The sequence below is a fragment of the Isoptericola aurantiacus genome, assembly GCF_044769875.1.
Classification (GTDB): domain Bacteria; phylum Actinomycetota; class Actinomycetes; order Actinomycetales; family Cellulomonadaceae; genus Isoptericola; species Isoptericola aurantiacus.
This window is the reverse complement of sequence record NZ_JBJBAE010000001.1, coordinates 57,072-71,217: the sequence shown is the minus strand read 5'-3', so window position 1 is coordinate 71,217 and position 14,146 is coordinate 57,072. Positions and strand designations below refer to the sequence as shown.

Genomic DNA, 14,146 nt, shown 5'->3' with positions numbered 1-14,146 from the left:
GAGATCCTCGCGCAGCCCGGGCTCAGATGTGCAGGCCGCACTCGGACTTGTCCAGACCGGCCCAGCGGCCGGCCCGGGCGTCCTCACCGGCGGTCACGCGCCGGGTGCAGGGCTCGCAGCCGACCGACGGGTAGCCGTCGTTCAGCAGGGGGTTCACGGTCAGGCCGTTGCGCAGGGCGAACGCGACCAGCTCGTCGTCGCTCCACGCGGCGATCGGGTTGATCTTGACCAGGTTGTTCGCGTGGTCGAACGAGACCAGCTCGGCCTTCGCTCGCGTGCCCGAGTCCGCCCGGCGCAGGCCGGTGGCCCACGCCTCGTACCCGCCGAGCACCTCGCGCATCGGCTCGACCTTGCGCATCCGGCAGCACGCCTCCGGGTCGCGGCGGTAGAGCCGCGCGCCGTAGACCTCGTCCTGCTCGGCCACGCTGAGCCGCGGGCGCACGTCCACCACGGTCACGTCCAACGAGTGCTCGACGGCGTCGCGCGTGCCCAGGGTCTCGGCGAAGTGGTAGCCGGTGTCGCCGAACAGCACGTCCACCCACGGCAGCTCCTGGCTGACGAGGTAGGCGAGCACCGAGTCGGTCATCGACGAGGCGACGGCCAGCGAGTCGCCGAACTGCTCGACGGCCCACGCGATGACCTCCTGCGCGGAGGCCTCGTCCGGGGCGCCGATGCCGGACCCGCCGAGCTCGGCCTGGCCCTGGCGGGCGATGTCGCACAGCTCGGCGGCCGACCGCAGGCGGCGCTCGCGGCCGTCGACGCGCGCGTTGCGGCGCGCCCGTGACCGCTCGCGCGCCGCGCTACGCCGTCTGGCGGCCTCGGCGGCACCGGCCAGGGTCGACACCGGCGCGGACGCGGCCGACGCGTTCGGTCCGACCCCGAGGGCGACGGAGACGGCTGTCATGACAGCACCTCCTCGTCGGCGCGGTGCGCCCACTCGGCGAACGACTCGTCCTCGACGCGGTCCGTGGCGTACCGGCGCACCACGCGCTCGACGTAGTCGCCCAGCTCGGCGGCCGGGACCTTGAGGCCGCGCACCGTGCGGCCGAGCCCGCCGGCGTCCTGGCCCCGGCCGGCGAGACTGCCGCCGAGGTGGACCTGGAAGCCGGGCATCTGCTCGCCGTCGACGGTGATGATCTGGCCCTTGAGCCCGATGTCCGCCGTCTGGATCCGAGCGCAGGAGTTGGGGCAGCCGTTGACGTTCAGCGAGATCGGCTTGTCGAGGTCCGCGGTGAGGTCGCCGAGCCGCTCCTCGAGCTGGCCAATGACGCGCTCGGCGGTGTCCTTGGTGTCCACGATCGCGAGCTTGCAGAACTCGATGCCGGTGCACGCGATGGTGTTGCGGCGGAACAGCGACGGGCGGGCCGTCAGGCCGAGCGGCTCGAGGCCGTCGACCAGCTCGTCCACACGGTCGGCGGGCACCCCGAGGACGACGACCTTCTGGTGGGCGGTGAGGCGTGCCGACTCGGCGCCGACGGACTCGATGAGGTCCGCGAGCCCGGCGAGGCTGCCGCCGCCGACCCGGCCGACCACCGGGGCGGCGCCGACGTAGAACCGGCCGTCCTTCTGCTCGTGCACGCCGACGTGGTCGCCGGGTCGCGTGGCGGGCGCCGGCGCCGGGCCGTCGGGCAGCTCGTAGCCCAGGTACTCCTGCTCGAGAACCGCACGGAACTTCTCGGGGCCCCAGTCCTTGAGCAGGAACTTCAGGCGGGCCTTGTTGCGCAGCCGGCGGTAGCCGTAGTCGCGGAAGATCTGGATGACGCCGTACCAGACGTCGGGGGCCTGCTCGGCGGTGACGAACGCACCGAGGCGCTCGCCGAGGCGCGGTGCGGTCGACAGCCCGCCGCCGACCCACAGGTCGAAGCCGGCGCCGAGCTCGGGGTGCTGCACGCCGACCAACGAGATGTCGTTGATCTCGTGCACGACGTCGAGGCTGGGGTGGCCGGAGATCGCGGTCTTGAACTTGCGGGGCAGGTTCGCCAGCGCAGGGTCGCCGATGTACCGGCGCTTGATCTCGTCGATCACGCCGGTGGCGTCGAGGATCTCGTCGGCGGCGACGCCGGCCACCGGGCTGCCGAGGAACGCGCGGGGGGAGTCGCCGCACGCCGTCGTGGTCTCGAGGCCCACGGTGTCCAGCCGCCGCCAGATCTCCGGCATGCTCTCGATCTCGATCCAGTGGAACTGGATGTTCTGCCGGTCGGAGATGTCGGCGGTCCCGCGCCCGAAGTCGTCCGAGATGCCGCCCAGGACGCGCAGCGCCTGGGGGGACAGGGCGGCGCCGTCGGTCCGCACCCGCAGCATGAAGTAGCGGTCCTCGAGCTCGTGCGGCTCGAGCGTGGCGGTGCGGCCGCCGTCGATCCCGGGCTTGCGCTGGGTGTAGAGCCCCCACCAGCGGAAACGGCCGTGGAGGTCGTCGTCGGCGATCGAGTCGAAGCCCTCGCTGGCGTAGGTGGACTCGATGCGCTCGCGCACCTCGAGCGGCGGGCCGGCCTGCTTGAACTCCTCGTTGTGGTTCAGCGGGGCGGTGCCGTCGATCTTCCACTGGCCGTTCGGCCGGGCGGCGCGCGCGGGCCGGGCGGGACGTTCGGCGGGTACGGGGGTGGTGGTCTGCGTCGTCATCTGGGGGAGTTCCTCGGGTCCTCGGGGGCGGGACGCGCGACGACGGAGGCTCAGCAGGGGTGGGCCGAGACCGACGGCGCGCGCCGGTGCTCAGGTCCGCGGGTGCGGAGGGGGGCTGAGGTGGGGCGCGATCAGCGACAGCAGCACTGACAGCTGCACATGGACATGTGCATCGGGCGCGCCGACATCTCACGACGGGTGGTCGTGAGGTGGTGCGCAGCCGTGGTCATGGGAGTGAATCTATCCCGGGAGCGCGGGGCGGCGAAACCCTGTGTCCGCCTGATGGGACGGATGTCACTCCGTGAGACGCGCCGGGGGTGGACAGCTGTGGCTCGACGCGAGTTTCTGACACCGGCGTCACCTCGATAGGCTGCGCACATGGAGTTCCTCTACAACGTCTTCGCCGTCCTGCACTTCGTCGGCTGGGCGATCGTCCTCGGCGGCTACCTCGCCACCCTGCGCTCCCCGGGCCTGTACCGCGGGGTGTTCCACGGGGCGCTGTCGGCGCTGGTCGGTGGCGTGGGCATGGTCGGCGTCGCCGAGGCGAGCGGCCTGTGGGACGACGGCGGGCCGGACATGGCCAAGATCGGCGTCAAGCTGGCCATCACCGTCGTCATCGCCGTGCTCGCCTTCGTCGCCAAGCGGCAGGGGAGCAAGGGGGACAACGGGACCGGCGCGGTCGCCCCCGGCCTCAAGCACTCGATCGGCGGCCTGACGCTGGTCAACATCCTCATCGCCGTCTTCTGGTGATCGCCCCCGCATCACCGACCGCCACCGCGCGTGGCGGGACGGGATGAGCGTCCTGGCCGAGGTCCTCGTCGGGCTCGCGATCGCCGTCGGGCTGGTCGGCATCGTCGTCCAGGTCCTTCCCGGCAACGCGCTGGTGATCGGCGCGATCCTCGTGTGGGCCTGGGGCACCGGCGGGACGACGGCATGGGTCTGCTTCGCCGTCGCCGCCCTGATCGTCGCCCTGGCCGAGACGGGCAACTGGCTGGTCGCCGGCCGGCACATGCGCCGGGCGGACGTGCCCTGGTCCACGCTCGCCGTCGCCGGGGTGGCCGGGATCGTCGGCTTCTTCGTCGTCCCGGTGGTGGGGCTGTTCCTCTTCTTCGCCGTCGCCGTGCTCCTCGTGGAGTACCTGCGCCGCCGGGACCGGGCCGCAGCGTGGCGCGCGACGGTCGCGGCCCTGCAGGCCACGGCCATCACGATCGGCATCCAGCTCGTGGGGGGTGTCCTGGCCACGCTCACCTGGGTCGTCGGGCTGACCCTGACCTGAGCGCACGGCGCCCCGTACGCGATGATGGCGCGGTGGAGATCCTCACCCGCCCCCTGACCGACCTCGACGCCGCAACCGTCTTCGGCCTGTGCCGGCTGCGGCAGGACGTGTTCGTCGTCGAGCAGGACTGCGCGTACCCGGACCTGGACGACCGGGACCTCGCGCCCGGCACCCGGCACGTCGTGGTCCTCGACGCGGGCCGGGTCGTCGCCACGGCCCGGGTGCTCGACGACGGCGCCGCGCAACGCATCGGCCGGGTCGTCTGCCACCCCGACGTGCGCGGTACCGGGACGTCGGGGGTGCTCCTGCGGGCCGCCCTCGACGTCGCCATAGAAGCGGCGCCGCACCAGGACGTCGTCCTCGGGGCGCAGTCGCCGCTGGTGGGCTGGTACGCACGGTTCGGGTTCGCCCCCGACGGTGCCGAGTACCTCGAGGACGGCATCCCGCACACCCCGATGCGGCGGCGCGCGGTCGGCGGCTGACCGCCCGGCCGGGCCGCGTGGCTCAGCCGCGGCGTGACGTCGGCGAGGGGGAGGCCGCCGGAAGCCGTCGGATCTCCACGGGGGTCACGGACACCTCGACGGCGTACGAACCACCGAGGGCGTCGTCCAGCGCGGACTGCAGCGGGTCCAGCGCCGGCAGGTCGTCGGCGGAGCCGACCAGGGACACCTGCACGGTGTCCGTGCCGACGTCGACCTGGGTGAGGCTGAGCGAGGCGTCGTCGTCGAGCCAGTCGTCGACGGCGCCCTGCGCGGCGCGCTCATCGGAGGAGCTGCTCAGCAGGCCGTCCGTGGTCAGCAGCAGCGGCAGCAGGATGATCAGCGCCAACGTCACGAACGGCGTCAGCGTCAGCAGGATGCGTCGCCCGCCGCGCCGCAGCTGCCGGGGCTCGGCCACGCCGGCCAACACGAAGACGACGGCGGCGGCCAGGACGATCGAGACGAAGTTCGTGGCGAACAGGAGCATCGCGCCGGCCGCGTCCCCGGGCCGACCGCTCGACAGGGCGACGCCGACGACGGACAGCGGCGGCACCAGCGCGACCGCGATCGCGACGCCGCCCAGGGAGGACGCGACGCGCCGGTCCGCGGTGGCGAACGCCCCGGCCGCGCCCGCCGCCACCGCGACCAGCATGTCGAGCAGGGTCGGGTCCACGCGCGAGCTGATCTGGCTGTTCGAGTCGAACGGCACGACGATCGGCACCCACGAGGCGATCGCGTAGGCGATGGCGACCGCGACGGCGGTACCGGCCAGGATGAGCACCAGCGACCGGACGGCACGGTACGCCCAGCCGCTCACCAGCGCGGCGGCGAGGCCCAGGATCGGCGTCATCAGTGGTGCGACCAGCATCGCCCCGATGACGACGGCGGTGGAGTCCTGCAGCACGGCGAGCGTGGCGATGCACACGCTCAGCACCAGCATCGTCCACCAGGCGATCTGCTTCGCCGCCATCTCGGGGCGCTCCAGGTAGAGCTGCTCGGCCAGCAGGGTCCGCCGTCTGGTCCCGATGTCGACGTGGTCCACCCAGGTCCACAGGATCTCGGTGAAGGACGGGTACGTGCCCTCGGGCGGAGGCAACCGGCCGGAGGCCACGCGGTAGCCGTAGGTGAGGGTGACGGTCCCGGCGAACGTGGCGAACAGACCGACGACGGCCGCGATCCAGTCCACGTAGGCGCCCGGCGTGACCAGGACCAGCACGGAGAACGCCAGGCCGACCCCGCCGGCGGCGTAGCGCGGCGCCCGGCGGCTGCGGTCCCGGCTGGCGACCGCGAGGACCAGGGTGACCAGGCTGCGGAAGAACAGGTACACGGCGCCGATGAGCAGCGACACCACGAGCGCCGTCTGCGCCGAGAACAGGAAGATCGCCGCGATCGCCAGGGAGGCGAGCCCGCGCAGGGCGGCGGCGACCCGAGCGGGGACCCCCACCCGACGGCGCACCGCGGCCCACAGGTCGTTCGCGCCGGAGACGAGCAGCCCGAGGCCGACGACCGTCTCGGTCAGGTCGTGGGACAGGGCCGGCACGAGGAGCAGGACGAGGCCGATGACGAGCGCCACCGCCCCGCCCACCGTTGAGGGGTTGACCAGGCGTCGGGGGTGCGCCAGCAGCTCCTGCGCGGAGGCTGCCTGGCCGGTGACGCCGGTGCTGCCGGGCGCGGGGCTGCTCATGGCGAGACGATAGCGGCGGGGAGCACCTGCCGCCGCCGGTGCGGAGCAACCCCGGGTGTCGGCCTCAACGCCTACCCTTGACGTGCCATGACTTCGCTCTTCGACAGCCTCTCCCTGCCCGGTCTCGACGCGCCGACCGCCGGGGAGACCGCCCGCCTGCCCACCACCGCGCCGCGGTGGGACGACGACGCCGCCGCCCCGGACTGGGTGCCGCAGCCCTCGCCGGGCACGCGGCCGTCCGGCGACCCGGCGTCGGACGAGGCGGCCGCCGCGCTGCTGGACGGTCTCAACGAGCCGCAGCGGGACGCCGTCGTGCACGCCGGCTCACCCCTGCTGATCGTCGCGGGGGCGGGCTCGGGCAAGACTCGCGTCCTCACCCACCGCATCGCTCACCTGCTGGCCACCCGCCGGGCGCACCCGGGCCAGATCCTGGCGATCACGTTCACGAACAAGGCCGCCGCCGAGATGCGCGAGCGGGTGGAGCACCTGGTGGGACCGGCCGCGCACCGCATGTGGGTCTCGACGTTCCACTCGGCGTGCGTGCGCATCCTGCGCCGGGAGTCCAAGACGCTCGGGCTGCGCTCCAGCTTCTCGATCTACGACGCCGCCGACTCCCAACGCCTGATCACGCTGGTGTGCCGCGAGCTCGACCTGGACATCAAGAAGTACCCGGCGCGCTCGCTCGCGCACAAGATCAGCGACCTGAAGAACGAGCTGATCGACCCGGACACCTACGCGCAGCGGATCGGCTCGGACACCACGGCCGACGGCTGGCGCGAGCGGGCCCTGGCCGGGGGCGGGATCGCCGACGCCGCGAAGATCGAGGTCGACGCGGTCCTGGCGGACGTCTACCGGCGCTACCAGGCACGCCTGGCGCAGGCGCACGCGCTGGACTTCGACGACATCATCATGACCACGGTCAACCTGCTGCAGGCCTTCCCGAACGTGGCCGAGCACTACCGCCGCCGGTTCCGGCACATCCTCGTGGACGAGTACCAGGACACGAACCACGCGCAGTACGTGCTGGTGCGCGAGCTCACCGGCGTCCCGGCGAGGAGCGAGCCGGCGAGCCCCGCAGACCGGGCGCCGGACGGCGCGGCCGACGTCCTCGACCCGGCCGAGCTGACCGTCGTGGGCGACGCCGACCAGTCCATCTACGCGTTCCGCGGCGCGACGATCCGCAACATCGTCGAGTTCGAGGAGGACTACCCGGACGCGACCACGATCCTGCTGGAGCAGAACTACCGCTCCACGCAGAGCATCCTGACGGCCGCCAACGCCGTCATCGCGCGCAACACGGGCCGCCGGCCGAAGCGCCTGTGGACGGACGCCGGGGCGGGGGCGCAGATCGTCGGGTACGTCGCCGACGACGAGCACCACGAGGCCCGGTTCGTCGCGGAGGAGATCGACCGTCTCGGGGACACCGCGGGCGTGCGCCCCGGTGACGTCGCGGTCTTCTACCGCACCAACGCCCAGTCGCGGGCGCTGGAGGAGGTGCTCATCCGCGTCGGGCTGCCGTACAAGGTGGTCGGCGGGACCCGGTTCTACGAGCGCCGGGAGGTGAAGGACGCGGTCGCCTACCTGCGGGCGCTGGCCAACCTCGACGACGACGTCTCGCTGCGCCGCGTCCTGAACGTGCCCAAGCGCGGCCTGGGCGACAAGGCGGAGTCGCTGGTCGCCGGGTTCGCCGACGCCCACCGGATCTCGTTCGGCGCGGCCCTGGACCGGATCGACGAGATCCCGGCGATGACGACCCGCACCCTGCGCCCGTTGCGCGCCTTCGCCGAGATGATGGCCGAGCTGCGCGCGCTCGTGGACGACGGCGGCACGCCGGCGGAGATCCTCGGCGCGGTCCTGGACCGCACCGGGTACCTGGCCGAGCTGCGGGCCAGCGACGACCCGCAGGACGCCTCGCGCGTGGAGAACCTCGCCGAGTTGCACGCCGTGGCCGCGGAGTTCACCCAGGCCGACCCGGAAGGCGATCTGGCGGACTTCCTCGAACGGGTCTCCCTGGTGGCCGACGCCGACCAGATCCCCGCCGAGGACGTCGCCGACGGCGAGGCGGAGGCCGAGCAGGAGGAGGGCGTGACCGAGGACCCGGGCGTGGTCACCCTGATGACCCTGCACACCGCCAAGGGGCTCGAGTTCCCGGTCGTGTTCCTCACGGGCATGGAGGACGGCACGTTCCCGCACATGCGGTCCCTGCACGACGACGCCGAGCTGGCGGAGGAGCGCCGGCTCGCCTACGTGGGCATCACCCGGGCGCGTGAGCGTCTCTACCTGTCCCGCGCGGGCACCCGCTCGGCGTTCGGGATGGCGAACGAGTTCCCGCCGTCGCGGTTCCTCGACGATATCCCCGACGAGCTCATGGACTGGCGCCGCGCCGAGTCCGCGACCCAGACGCTGCGACGCGGCGGCTCCGCCTGGGGTTCGTACGCCGGTCCGCGGGCCGCCCGCGGCGGACACGCCCCCGCGGGCGCCGAGCGTCGTGGCGCACCGCGAGCGCCGTCGTCGGGCAGGAAGCCCGGGGCGGGCACCGCATCGGGTGCGGCGTCCTTCGGCTCGGCCTCCCCGCGTCAGGACGCCGACATCCCCTCGCTGAGCGTCGGCGACCGGGTCACGCACGACGCCTACGGCCTGGGGACCGTGGTCGGGCTCGAGGGCTCGGGGCACAACTCCGTGGCGAAGATCGACTTCGGTGCCGACGGGACGAAGCGCCTGCTGCTGCGCTTCTCCCCGGTGACTCGCCTCTGACACCGCGCGTCCAGCGCGGCACCGCGGCGTCCCGGGGCTAGCCTGTGGCCAGGCCGGTGCCGCGCCGGCCGCGGCAGCGGGAGTGCGCATGGACGCCCTGTCCGAGCCGGCCCTGCGGACCAGCGACGGTCCGTCGACGCCGACCGCAGCGACCGGCACCCGCCGGTCCCGCCTCGGGCGTGCGCTCCCGCCGCACCGCCGTCGGATCCGCGGGCTGGACGGGCTGCGCGCGCTGGCCGTGGCCGCGGTGATCGCCTACCACGTGGACCCGGTGGCCGTACCGGGCGGGTTCCTCGGCGTGGACGTGTTCTTCGTGGTCAGCGGGTTCCTCATCACCACGCTGCTGGTGGGGGAGCTGCGGCGCACCGGGCGGGTACGCCTCGGCGCGTTCTGGGCCCGGCGTGCGCGCCGGCTGCTGCCGGCCCTCGCCGTCGTCGTGCTCGTCTCGGTCCTGGCAGCGCGGGTCGTCCAGCCCGACCTGCTGGTCAGCATCGGCCGGCAGGTGCTCGGAGCGGCGACCTTCACCAGCAACTGGACCGAGATCGCGGCGGGCCGGAGCTACTTCGAGTCCGGCGCGCCCGTGCTGTTCCAGCCGTTCTGGTCGCTGGCCGTGGAGGAGCAGTTCTACCTGGCCTGGCCGGTCCTGCTCCTGGTGCTCCTCGCCGTGGTGCCGACGGTCCGGGGCGTGGGCGTGCTCGCTCTGGCGGGGGCCGCGGCCTCCGCCGTGGCCATGGCGGTGCTGTTCGTCCCGACCGCCGACCCGACCCGGGTCTACTACGGCACCGGCACCCACCTGTTCGGTCTCCTGCTCGGCGCCGCTGCGGCGCTGCTCCACGTCTCGCGGGGCAGGCTGCTCCCGCCGCGGGTCTCGCGCTGGGCGCCGGCGGCCGCGACGGCCGGCCTCCTCGCGCTGTTCTGCACGCTGCACAGCGACTCGCCGTGGACCTACCGGGGCGGCATCCTGCTCGGTTCGCTGCTGGCCCTGGTGCTCGTGTCCCGCTGCGCCGACGTGACGGATCGGGCGGCGCCGACGTGGGGCGTCCGGCTTTTGGAGCTGCGGCCGGTGGTCTGGGTCGGGGAGCGTTCCTACGGCCTGTACCTGTGGCACTGGCCTGTGCTGCTGCTGGTCGGCGCCGTGGTGGCGGCCCAGCCCGGCACCGTGGCGTGGTGGCGGGGGACGGCCGCGGCGCTGGGGATCACGGTGGCTCTCGCGGCGGCGTCGTACCGCTGGGTCGAGACACCGGTGCGTCACCAGGGGTTCCGGGCGACCGCCGCGCGCCTCGGGGGTTCGATGCGCTCCGTGGCGCCGCATCCGGTGGTGGCACGCAGCGCCCTGGCAGCCTGCTGCGTGGTGGCGCTGGCAGCCGGCGTCGTGGTCGTCACGGCGCCCCGCGTCTCGCAGGCGCAGCTCGCCGTCGAGCAGGGTGCGGCCGTGCTGGCGGCGCAGGCCGCGGACGGCGACGGCGCGGCCGACGGGGCCGGGCCGGCGGCGGGGAGCAACGCGGCGACGGGCGAGAAAGCCGCCACGCGGGACGGCGGCGGGGGGACCGCCACGGGCGAGAAGGCCGCCACGCGGGACGGCGGTGGCGGGGTGACCGCGAAGGACGAGAAGGACGGCAGGCAGGGCGGGGGGACGAAGGACGCGGCGACGGGCACGGACGAGGACGGTGACGGCCGGGGCGATCCGGCGCAGAAGGAGGGGAGCGGCGCCGTGGCCGGCCCCGAGATCTCCGCGTTCGGCGACTCGGTCCTGTCCGGTGCCGCCCCGGCGGTCCTCGAGGCCCTGCCGGGCATCGCCATCGACGCCGAACCGATCCGCAAGTGGCTGGACGTCCCGGAGCTGGTCCGTCGCTCGGAGCGCGCGGGCGAGCTCCGGGACGTGGTGGTCCTGCAGTTCGGCACCAACGGCGGGTTCCAGTTCGCGGGCTCCGAGGACGCGCTCGACGAGACGCTGGACATCATCGGCCCGGACCGGCAGGTGGTCCTCGTGACGTCCGTGGGCGTCAGCTACTGGGTCCCGGACGCGAACGCGCAGCTCCACGACGTCGCGGCGGACCGCGACAACGTGGTCGTGGCGGAGTGGGCGGACGCGGTGCGGGGCCGGACAGGGCTGCTCCACGCCGACCGGACGCACCCGAACATGGCCGGGATCGTCGTCTACGCCGACGTGCTGTCGACGGCTCTCGCCGGCCTCGGTTGAGCGCGTCGGGCGTTGTTCCGGGACGGGACGGGTCAGGCGGCGCGGCGCTGCTGCTCGACGGCGGTGCGCACCGTGGCGACGTCGAGCCCGGCCCCGCGCAGGGCCCGTTCCAGCGCGCGGCCGCCGGGGCAGTCGGCGCGCAGGACGCCGAGCAGCAGGTGACCCCCGTCGATGCTCCGGGCGCCCAGGCGGACCGTCTCCCGCAGTGCGAGCTCGAGGGCCTTCTTGGCGTCGCGTGCGAACGGGACATGTCCGGTGCCGGGCCGGGCTCCGGCGTCGTCCAGGGCGCCCGGACCGAAGGTGGCGTCGGTCTCGCGGCGCACCGCCTCCAGGTCGATGCCCAGCGACGCCAGCGCCTCGGCGTCGAGCCCGCCGGTGCGCAGGTCGGCCCGGACGGCGGTGGCCAGCGCGTCCGGGTCGAGCCCGGCGGAGCCCAGGGCGTCCCGTGCGGGACCCGCGGACCCTGCGAGAACCACCACCAGGTGACGGGTGTCGATCTGCGTGCCGCCGGTCTCCCGGGCCACGGACTGCGCGTCCACGACGACGGTGCGCGCCTGCTTGCTGAACCTCTCGAACATGGTCATCGCCTCCCGTGCTTCTTGTTGACGGCCTGCTTGCTGACGCCGAGCTGGTCGGCGACCTGCTGCCAGGACCAGCCGAGCTCGCGGGCCCGGCGGACCTGGAGGGTCTCGAGCCGGTCGGCGAGCTCGCGCAGGGACCGCACGGCGCGCAGGCCCTGGGTGGGATCGTCGCCGGAGGCCGCGGCGACGAGGGACTGTTCGGTCATGTGTCAACCATGGTTGACACCGAGGCATTTGTCAACCTGAGTTGACCGCCCGAGGCTCGTCGAGACCCGCGCCGGACCCTGCGCCGGGGGTGTGTCATCGGTCACGGACGTCCCTCCTTTCGCCCCGGGGCGTACCACCGGAGAGGATGGGAGGGCTACTCTGGAACGCGGATGTCTTGACGTCGAGACATCCGCTCAGGCCGGCCTCTGCCGACCCAGGGGCTCAACCGATGGAAGGACGCAGCAGGGTGGACCTGTTCGAATACCAGGCGCGCGACATCTTCGAGAAGCACGGCGTCCCCGTGCTGGGCGGCGTCGTCGCGACGACGCCGGACGAGGCCCGCGAGGGCGCAGAGAAGCTCGGCGGCGGGACCGTGGTCGTCAAGGCCCAGGTCAAGACCGGTGGGCGGGGCAAGGCCGGCGGAGTCAAGCTCGCGCACTCTCCTGACGAGGCCGCGCAGCAGGCCTCCGAGATCCTCGGCATGGACATCAAGGGCCACACGGTCCACCGCGTGATGATCGCGGCGGGCGCGCAGATCGCCGAGGAGTACTACTTCTCGGTCCTGCTGGACCGCGCGAACCGCAACTACCTCGCCATGTGCTCGGTGGAGGGCGGCATGGAGATCGAGGAGCTCGCCGTCGAGCGCCCCGAGGCGCTGGCCCGCATCGCCGTCGACCCCGCCGTGGGCATCGACGCCGCCAAGGCCGCCGAGATCGTCGAGGCCGCCGGGTTCGACGCCGAGACCAAGGACAAGGTCGCCGAGGCCATCCAGCAGCTGTGGACGGTGTTCTCGGAGGAGGACGCGACCCTCGTCGAGGTCAACCCGCTGGTCAAGACGGCCGACGGTGAGATCGTCGCCCTCGACGGCAAGGTCACGCTGGACACCAACGCGGACTTCCGCCACCCCGAGCACGCCGAGCTCGAGGACGCCGCGGCCGCCGACCCGCTCGAGGCCAAGGCCAAGGAGAACGACCTCAACTACGTCAAGCTGGACGGCGAGGTCGGCATCATCGGCAACGGCGCCGGCCTGGTCATGTCCACGCTCGACGTCGTGGCCTACGCGGGCGAGAAGCACGACGGCGTCAAGCCGGCGAACTTCCTCGACATCGGTGGCGGCGCCAACGCGCAGGTCATGGCCGCCGGTCTGGACGTCATCCTCAACGACGCGCAGGTCAAGTCCGTGTTCGTCAACGTCTTCGGTGGCATTACCGCCTGCGACGAGGTCGCCAAGGGCATCGTCGGTGCGCTCGAGATCCTCGGTGACGAGGCCTCCAAGCCGCTGGTCGTCCGCCTGGACGGCAACAACGTGGACAAGGGGCGGGCGATCCTCGACGAGGCGAACCACCCCCTCGTGACCCTTGCCGAGACCATGGACGGCGGCGCCGACAAGGCAGCCGAGCTGGCCAACGCCTGAGCCCGGAAAGCGAAGACTCACCAACATGTCGATCTACCTGAACTCCGACTCCAAGATCATCGTCCAGGGCATCACCGGTGGCATGGGTGCCAAGCACACCGCCCTGATGCTCGACGCCGGCTCGAACATCGTCGGCGGCGTGAACGCCCGCAAGGCCGGCCAGACGGTCGAGCACACGGACCACGAGGGCAACCCCGTGACCCTGCCCGTCTTCGGCACCGTCACCGAGGCCATGGAGGCCACCGGCGCCGACGTCTCCGTGGTGTTCGTGCCCCCGGCCTTCACCAAGGACGCCTGCATCGAGGCCATCGACGCCGGCATCGGCCTGCTCGTGGTCATCACCGAGGGCGTGCCCGTCCAGGACACCGCCGAGGTGTTCGCCTACCTCGAGGGCAAGTCCACCCGCATGATCGGCCCGAACTGCCCCGGCATCATCACGCCGGGCGAGTCGCTGGCCGGCATCACCCCGCACACCATCACCGGGACCGGGCCGGTCGGCCTCGTGTCGAAGTCCGGCACGTTGACGTACCAGATGATGTACGAGCTGCGGGACTTCGGCTTCTCCACCGCCATCGGCATCGGCGGCGACCCCGTCATCGGCACCACGCACATCGACGCGCTCGAGGCGTTCGAGCAGGACCCCGACACGAAGGCGATCGTCATGATCGGGGAGATCGGTGGCGACGCCGAGGAGCGTGCCGCGGCCTACATCGCCGAGCACGTCACCAAGCCGGTCGTGGGCTACGTCGCGGGCTTCACCGCGCCCGAGGGCAAGACCATGGGTCACGCCGGGGCCATCGTGTCCGGTTCCTCCGGCACCGCGCAGGCCAAGAAGGAGGCCCTCGAGGCCGTCGGCGTCAAGGTCGGCAAGACGCCGTCCGAGACCGCCGAGCTCATGCGGGAGATCCTGCAGAGCCTCTGAGCCTCTCAGG

At 73.0% G+C, this 14,146-nt stretch carries 12 protein-coding genes; 7 read left to right on the top strand and 5 right to left on the bottom strand.

The features are described from left to right. Positions 1-22 precede the first annotated feature (22 nt). Positions 23-904 (bottom strand): phosphoadenylyl-sulfate reductase, encoded by an 882-nt coding sequence (locus ACIQLL_RS00240; RefSeq protein ID WP_402461631.1) that lies wholly within the window; start codon positions 902-904, stop codon positions 23-25. Beyond that, positions 901-2,619: a nitrite/sulfite reductase gene (locus tag ACIQLL_RS00235; RefSeq protein ID WP_402461628.1), complete on the bottom strand. Its 1,719-nt coding sequence runs from the start codon at positions 2,617-2,619 to the stop codon at positions 901-903. The genes ACIQLL_RS00240 and ACIQLL_RS00235 overlap by 4 nt, the downstream gene beginning before the upstream one ends. Before the next feature lie 378 nt (positions 2,620-2,997). On the opposite strand from ACIQLL_RS00235, the gene ACIQLL_RS00230 reads away from it, so the two are divergent. From ACIQLL_RS00230 to ACIQLL_RS00220, 3 genes are read left to right on the top strand one after another with little or no spacing between them, the layout of a single operon-like run. Then, positions 2,998-3,369 (top strand): hypothetical protein, encoded by a 372-nt coding sequence (locus ACIQLL_RS00230; protein WP_402461625.1) that lies wholly within the window; start codon positions 2,998-3,000, stop codon positions 3,367-3,369. 43 nt (positions 3,370-3,412) lie between these two features. Then, entirely contained in the window at positions 3,413-3,895 is a 483-nt protein-coding gene (locus tag ACIQLL_RS00225; protein WP_402461623.1) for a DUF456 domain-containing protein, read from the top strand. A 32-nt stretch (positions 3,896-3,927) separates the two neighbouring features. Beyond that, complete coding sequence (locus ACIQLL_RS00220) at positions 3,928-4,377, top strand: GNAT family N-acetyltransferase (protein ID WP_402461620.1); 450 nt, start codon at positions 3,928-3,930, stop codon at positions 4,375-4,377. Positions 4,378-4,399: 22 nt separating this feature from the next. On the opposite strand, the gene ACIQLL_RS00215 is transcribed toward ACIQLL_RS00220, so the two are convergent. Then, positions 4,400-6,058 carry a DUF389 domain-containing protein gene (locus tag ACIQLL_RS00215; protein ID WP_402461617.1) on the bottom strand — a complete coding sequence of 553 codons (1,659 nt, stop codon included), beginning with the start codon at positions 6,056-6,058 and terminating at the stop codon, positions 4,400-4,402. Positions 6,059-6,145: 87 nt separating this feature from the next. Here ACIQLL_RS00215 and pcrA point away from each other — a divergent pair, with 87 nt between their 5' ends. Continuing rightward, complete coding sequence (gene pcrA, locus ACIQLL_RS00210) at positions 6,146-8,812, top strand: DNA helicase PcrA (protein WP_402461615.1); 2,667 nt, start codon at positions 6,146-6,148, stop codon at positions 8,810-8,812. A gap of 88 nt (positions 8,813-8,900) precedes the next feature. Continuing rightward, positions 8,901-11,012, top strand: a complete 2,112-nt coding sequence (locus ACIQLL_RS00205; RefSeq protein WP_402461613.1) for an acyltransferase family protein — start codon at positions 8,901-8,903, stop codon at positions 11,010-11,012. Between the two features lie 32 nt (positions 11,013-11,044). Here the strand turns inward: ACIQLL_RS00205 and ACIQLL_RS00200 are convergent, their stop codons facing one another. Together ACIQLL_RS00200 and ACIQLL_RS00195 are read right to left on the bottom strand one after the other, a co-directional pair. Then, on the bottom strand, positions 11,045-11,590 hold the full coding sequence (locus ACIQLL_RS00200) for a Clp protease N-terminal domain-containing protein (RefSeq protein ID WP_402461612.1): 546 nt from the start codon (positions 11,588-11,590) through the stop codon (positions 11,045-11,047). Positions 11,591-11,592: 2 nt separating this feature from the next. Then, positions 11,593-11,799 (bottom strand): helix-turn-helix domain-containing protein, encoded by a 207-nt coding sequence (locus ACIQLL_RS00195; RefSeq protein ID WP_402461610.1) that lies wholly within the window; start codon positions 11,797-11,799, stop codon positions 11,593-11,595. A 248-nt stretch (positions 11,800-12,047) separates the two neighbouring features. Here ACIQLL_RS00195 and sucC point away from each other — a divergent pair, with 248 nt between their 5' ends. Together sucC and sucD are read left to right on the top strand one after the other, a co-directional pair. Further along, complete coding sequence (gene sucC, locus ACIQLL_RS00190) at positions 12,048-13,214, top strand: ADP-forming succinate--CoA ligase subunit beta (RefSeq protein WP_402461607.1); 1,167 nt, start codon at positions 12,048-12,050, stop codon at positions 13,212-13,214. Between the two features lie 25 nt (positions 13,215-13,239). After that, positions 13,240-14,136, top strand: coding sequence for a succinate--CoA ligase subunit alpha (sucD, locus tag ACIQLL_RS00185; RefSeq protein WP_402461604.1), 897 nt, complete (start codon positions 13,240-13,242; stop codon positions 14,134-14,136). Positions 14,137-14,146: the final 10 nt, after the last annotated feature.

Bases quoted from the DNA above. Each gene is read 5' to 3' on its own strand.
- ACIQLL_RS00225 (WP_402461623.1), top strand. From the start codon at position 3,413: ATGAGCGTCCTGGCCGAGGTCCTCGTCGGGCTCGCGATCGCCGTCGGG.
- ACIQLL_RS00235 (WP_402461628.1), bottom strand. From the start codon at position 2,619: ATGACGACGCAGACCACCACCCCCGTACCCGCCGAACGTCCCGCCCGG.
- pcrA (WP_402461615.1), top strand. From the start codon at position 6,146: ATGACTTCGCTCTTCGACAGCCTCTCCCTGCCCGGTCTCGACGCGCCG.
- sucD (WP_402461604.1), top strand. From the start codon at position 13,240: ATGTCGATCTACCTGAACTCCGACTCCAAGATCATCGTCCAGGGCATC.
- ACIQLL_RS00230 (WP_402461625.1), top strand. From the start codon at position 2,998: ATGGAGTTCCTCTACAACGTCTTCGCCGTCCTGCACTTCGTCGGCTGG.
- ACIQLL_RS00205 (WP_402461613.1), top strand. From the start codon at position 8,901: ATGGACGCCCTGTCCGAGCCGGCCCTGCGGACCAGCGACGGTCCGTCG.
- ACIQLL_RS00240 (WP_402461631.1), bottom strand. From the start codon at position 904: ATGACAGCCGTCTCCGTCGCCCTCGGGGTCGGACCGAACGCGTCGGCC.
- ACIQLL_RS00200 (WP_402461612.1), bottom strand. From the start codon at position 11,590: ATGTTCGAGAGGTTCAGCAAGCAGGCGCGCACCGTCGTCGTGGACGCG.
- ACIQLL_RS00215 (WP_402461617.1), bottom strand. From the start codon at position 6,058: ATGAGCAGCCCCGCGCCCGGCAGCACCGGCGTCACCGGCCAGGCAGCC.
- ACIQLL_RS00195 (WP_402461610.1), bottom strand. From the start codon at position 11,799: ATGACCGAACAGTCCCTCGTCGCCGCGGCCTCCGGCGACGATCCCACC.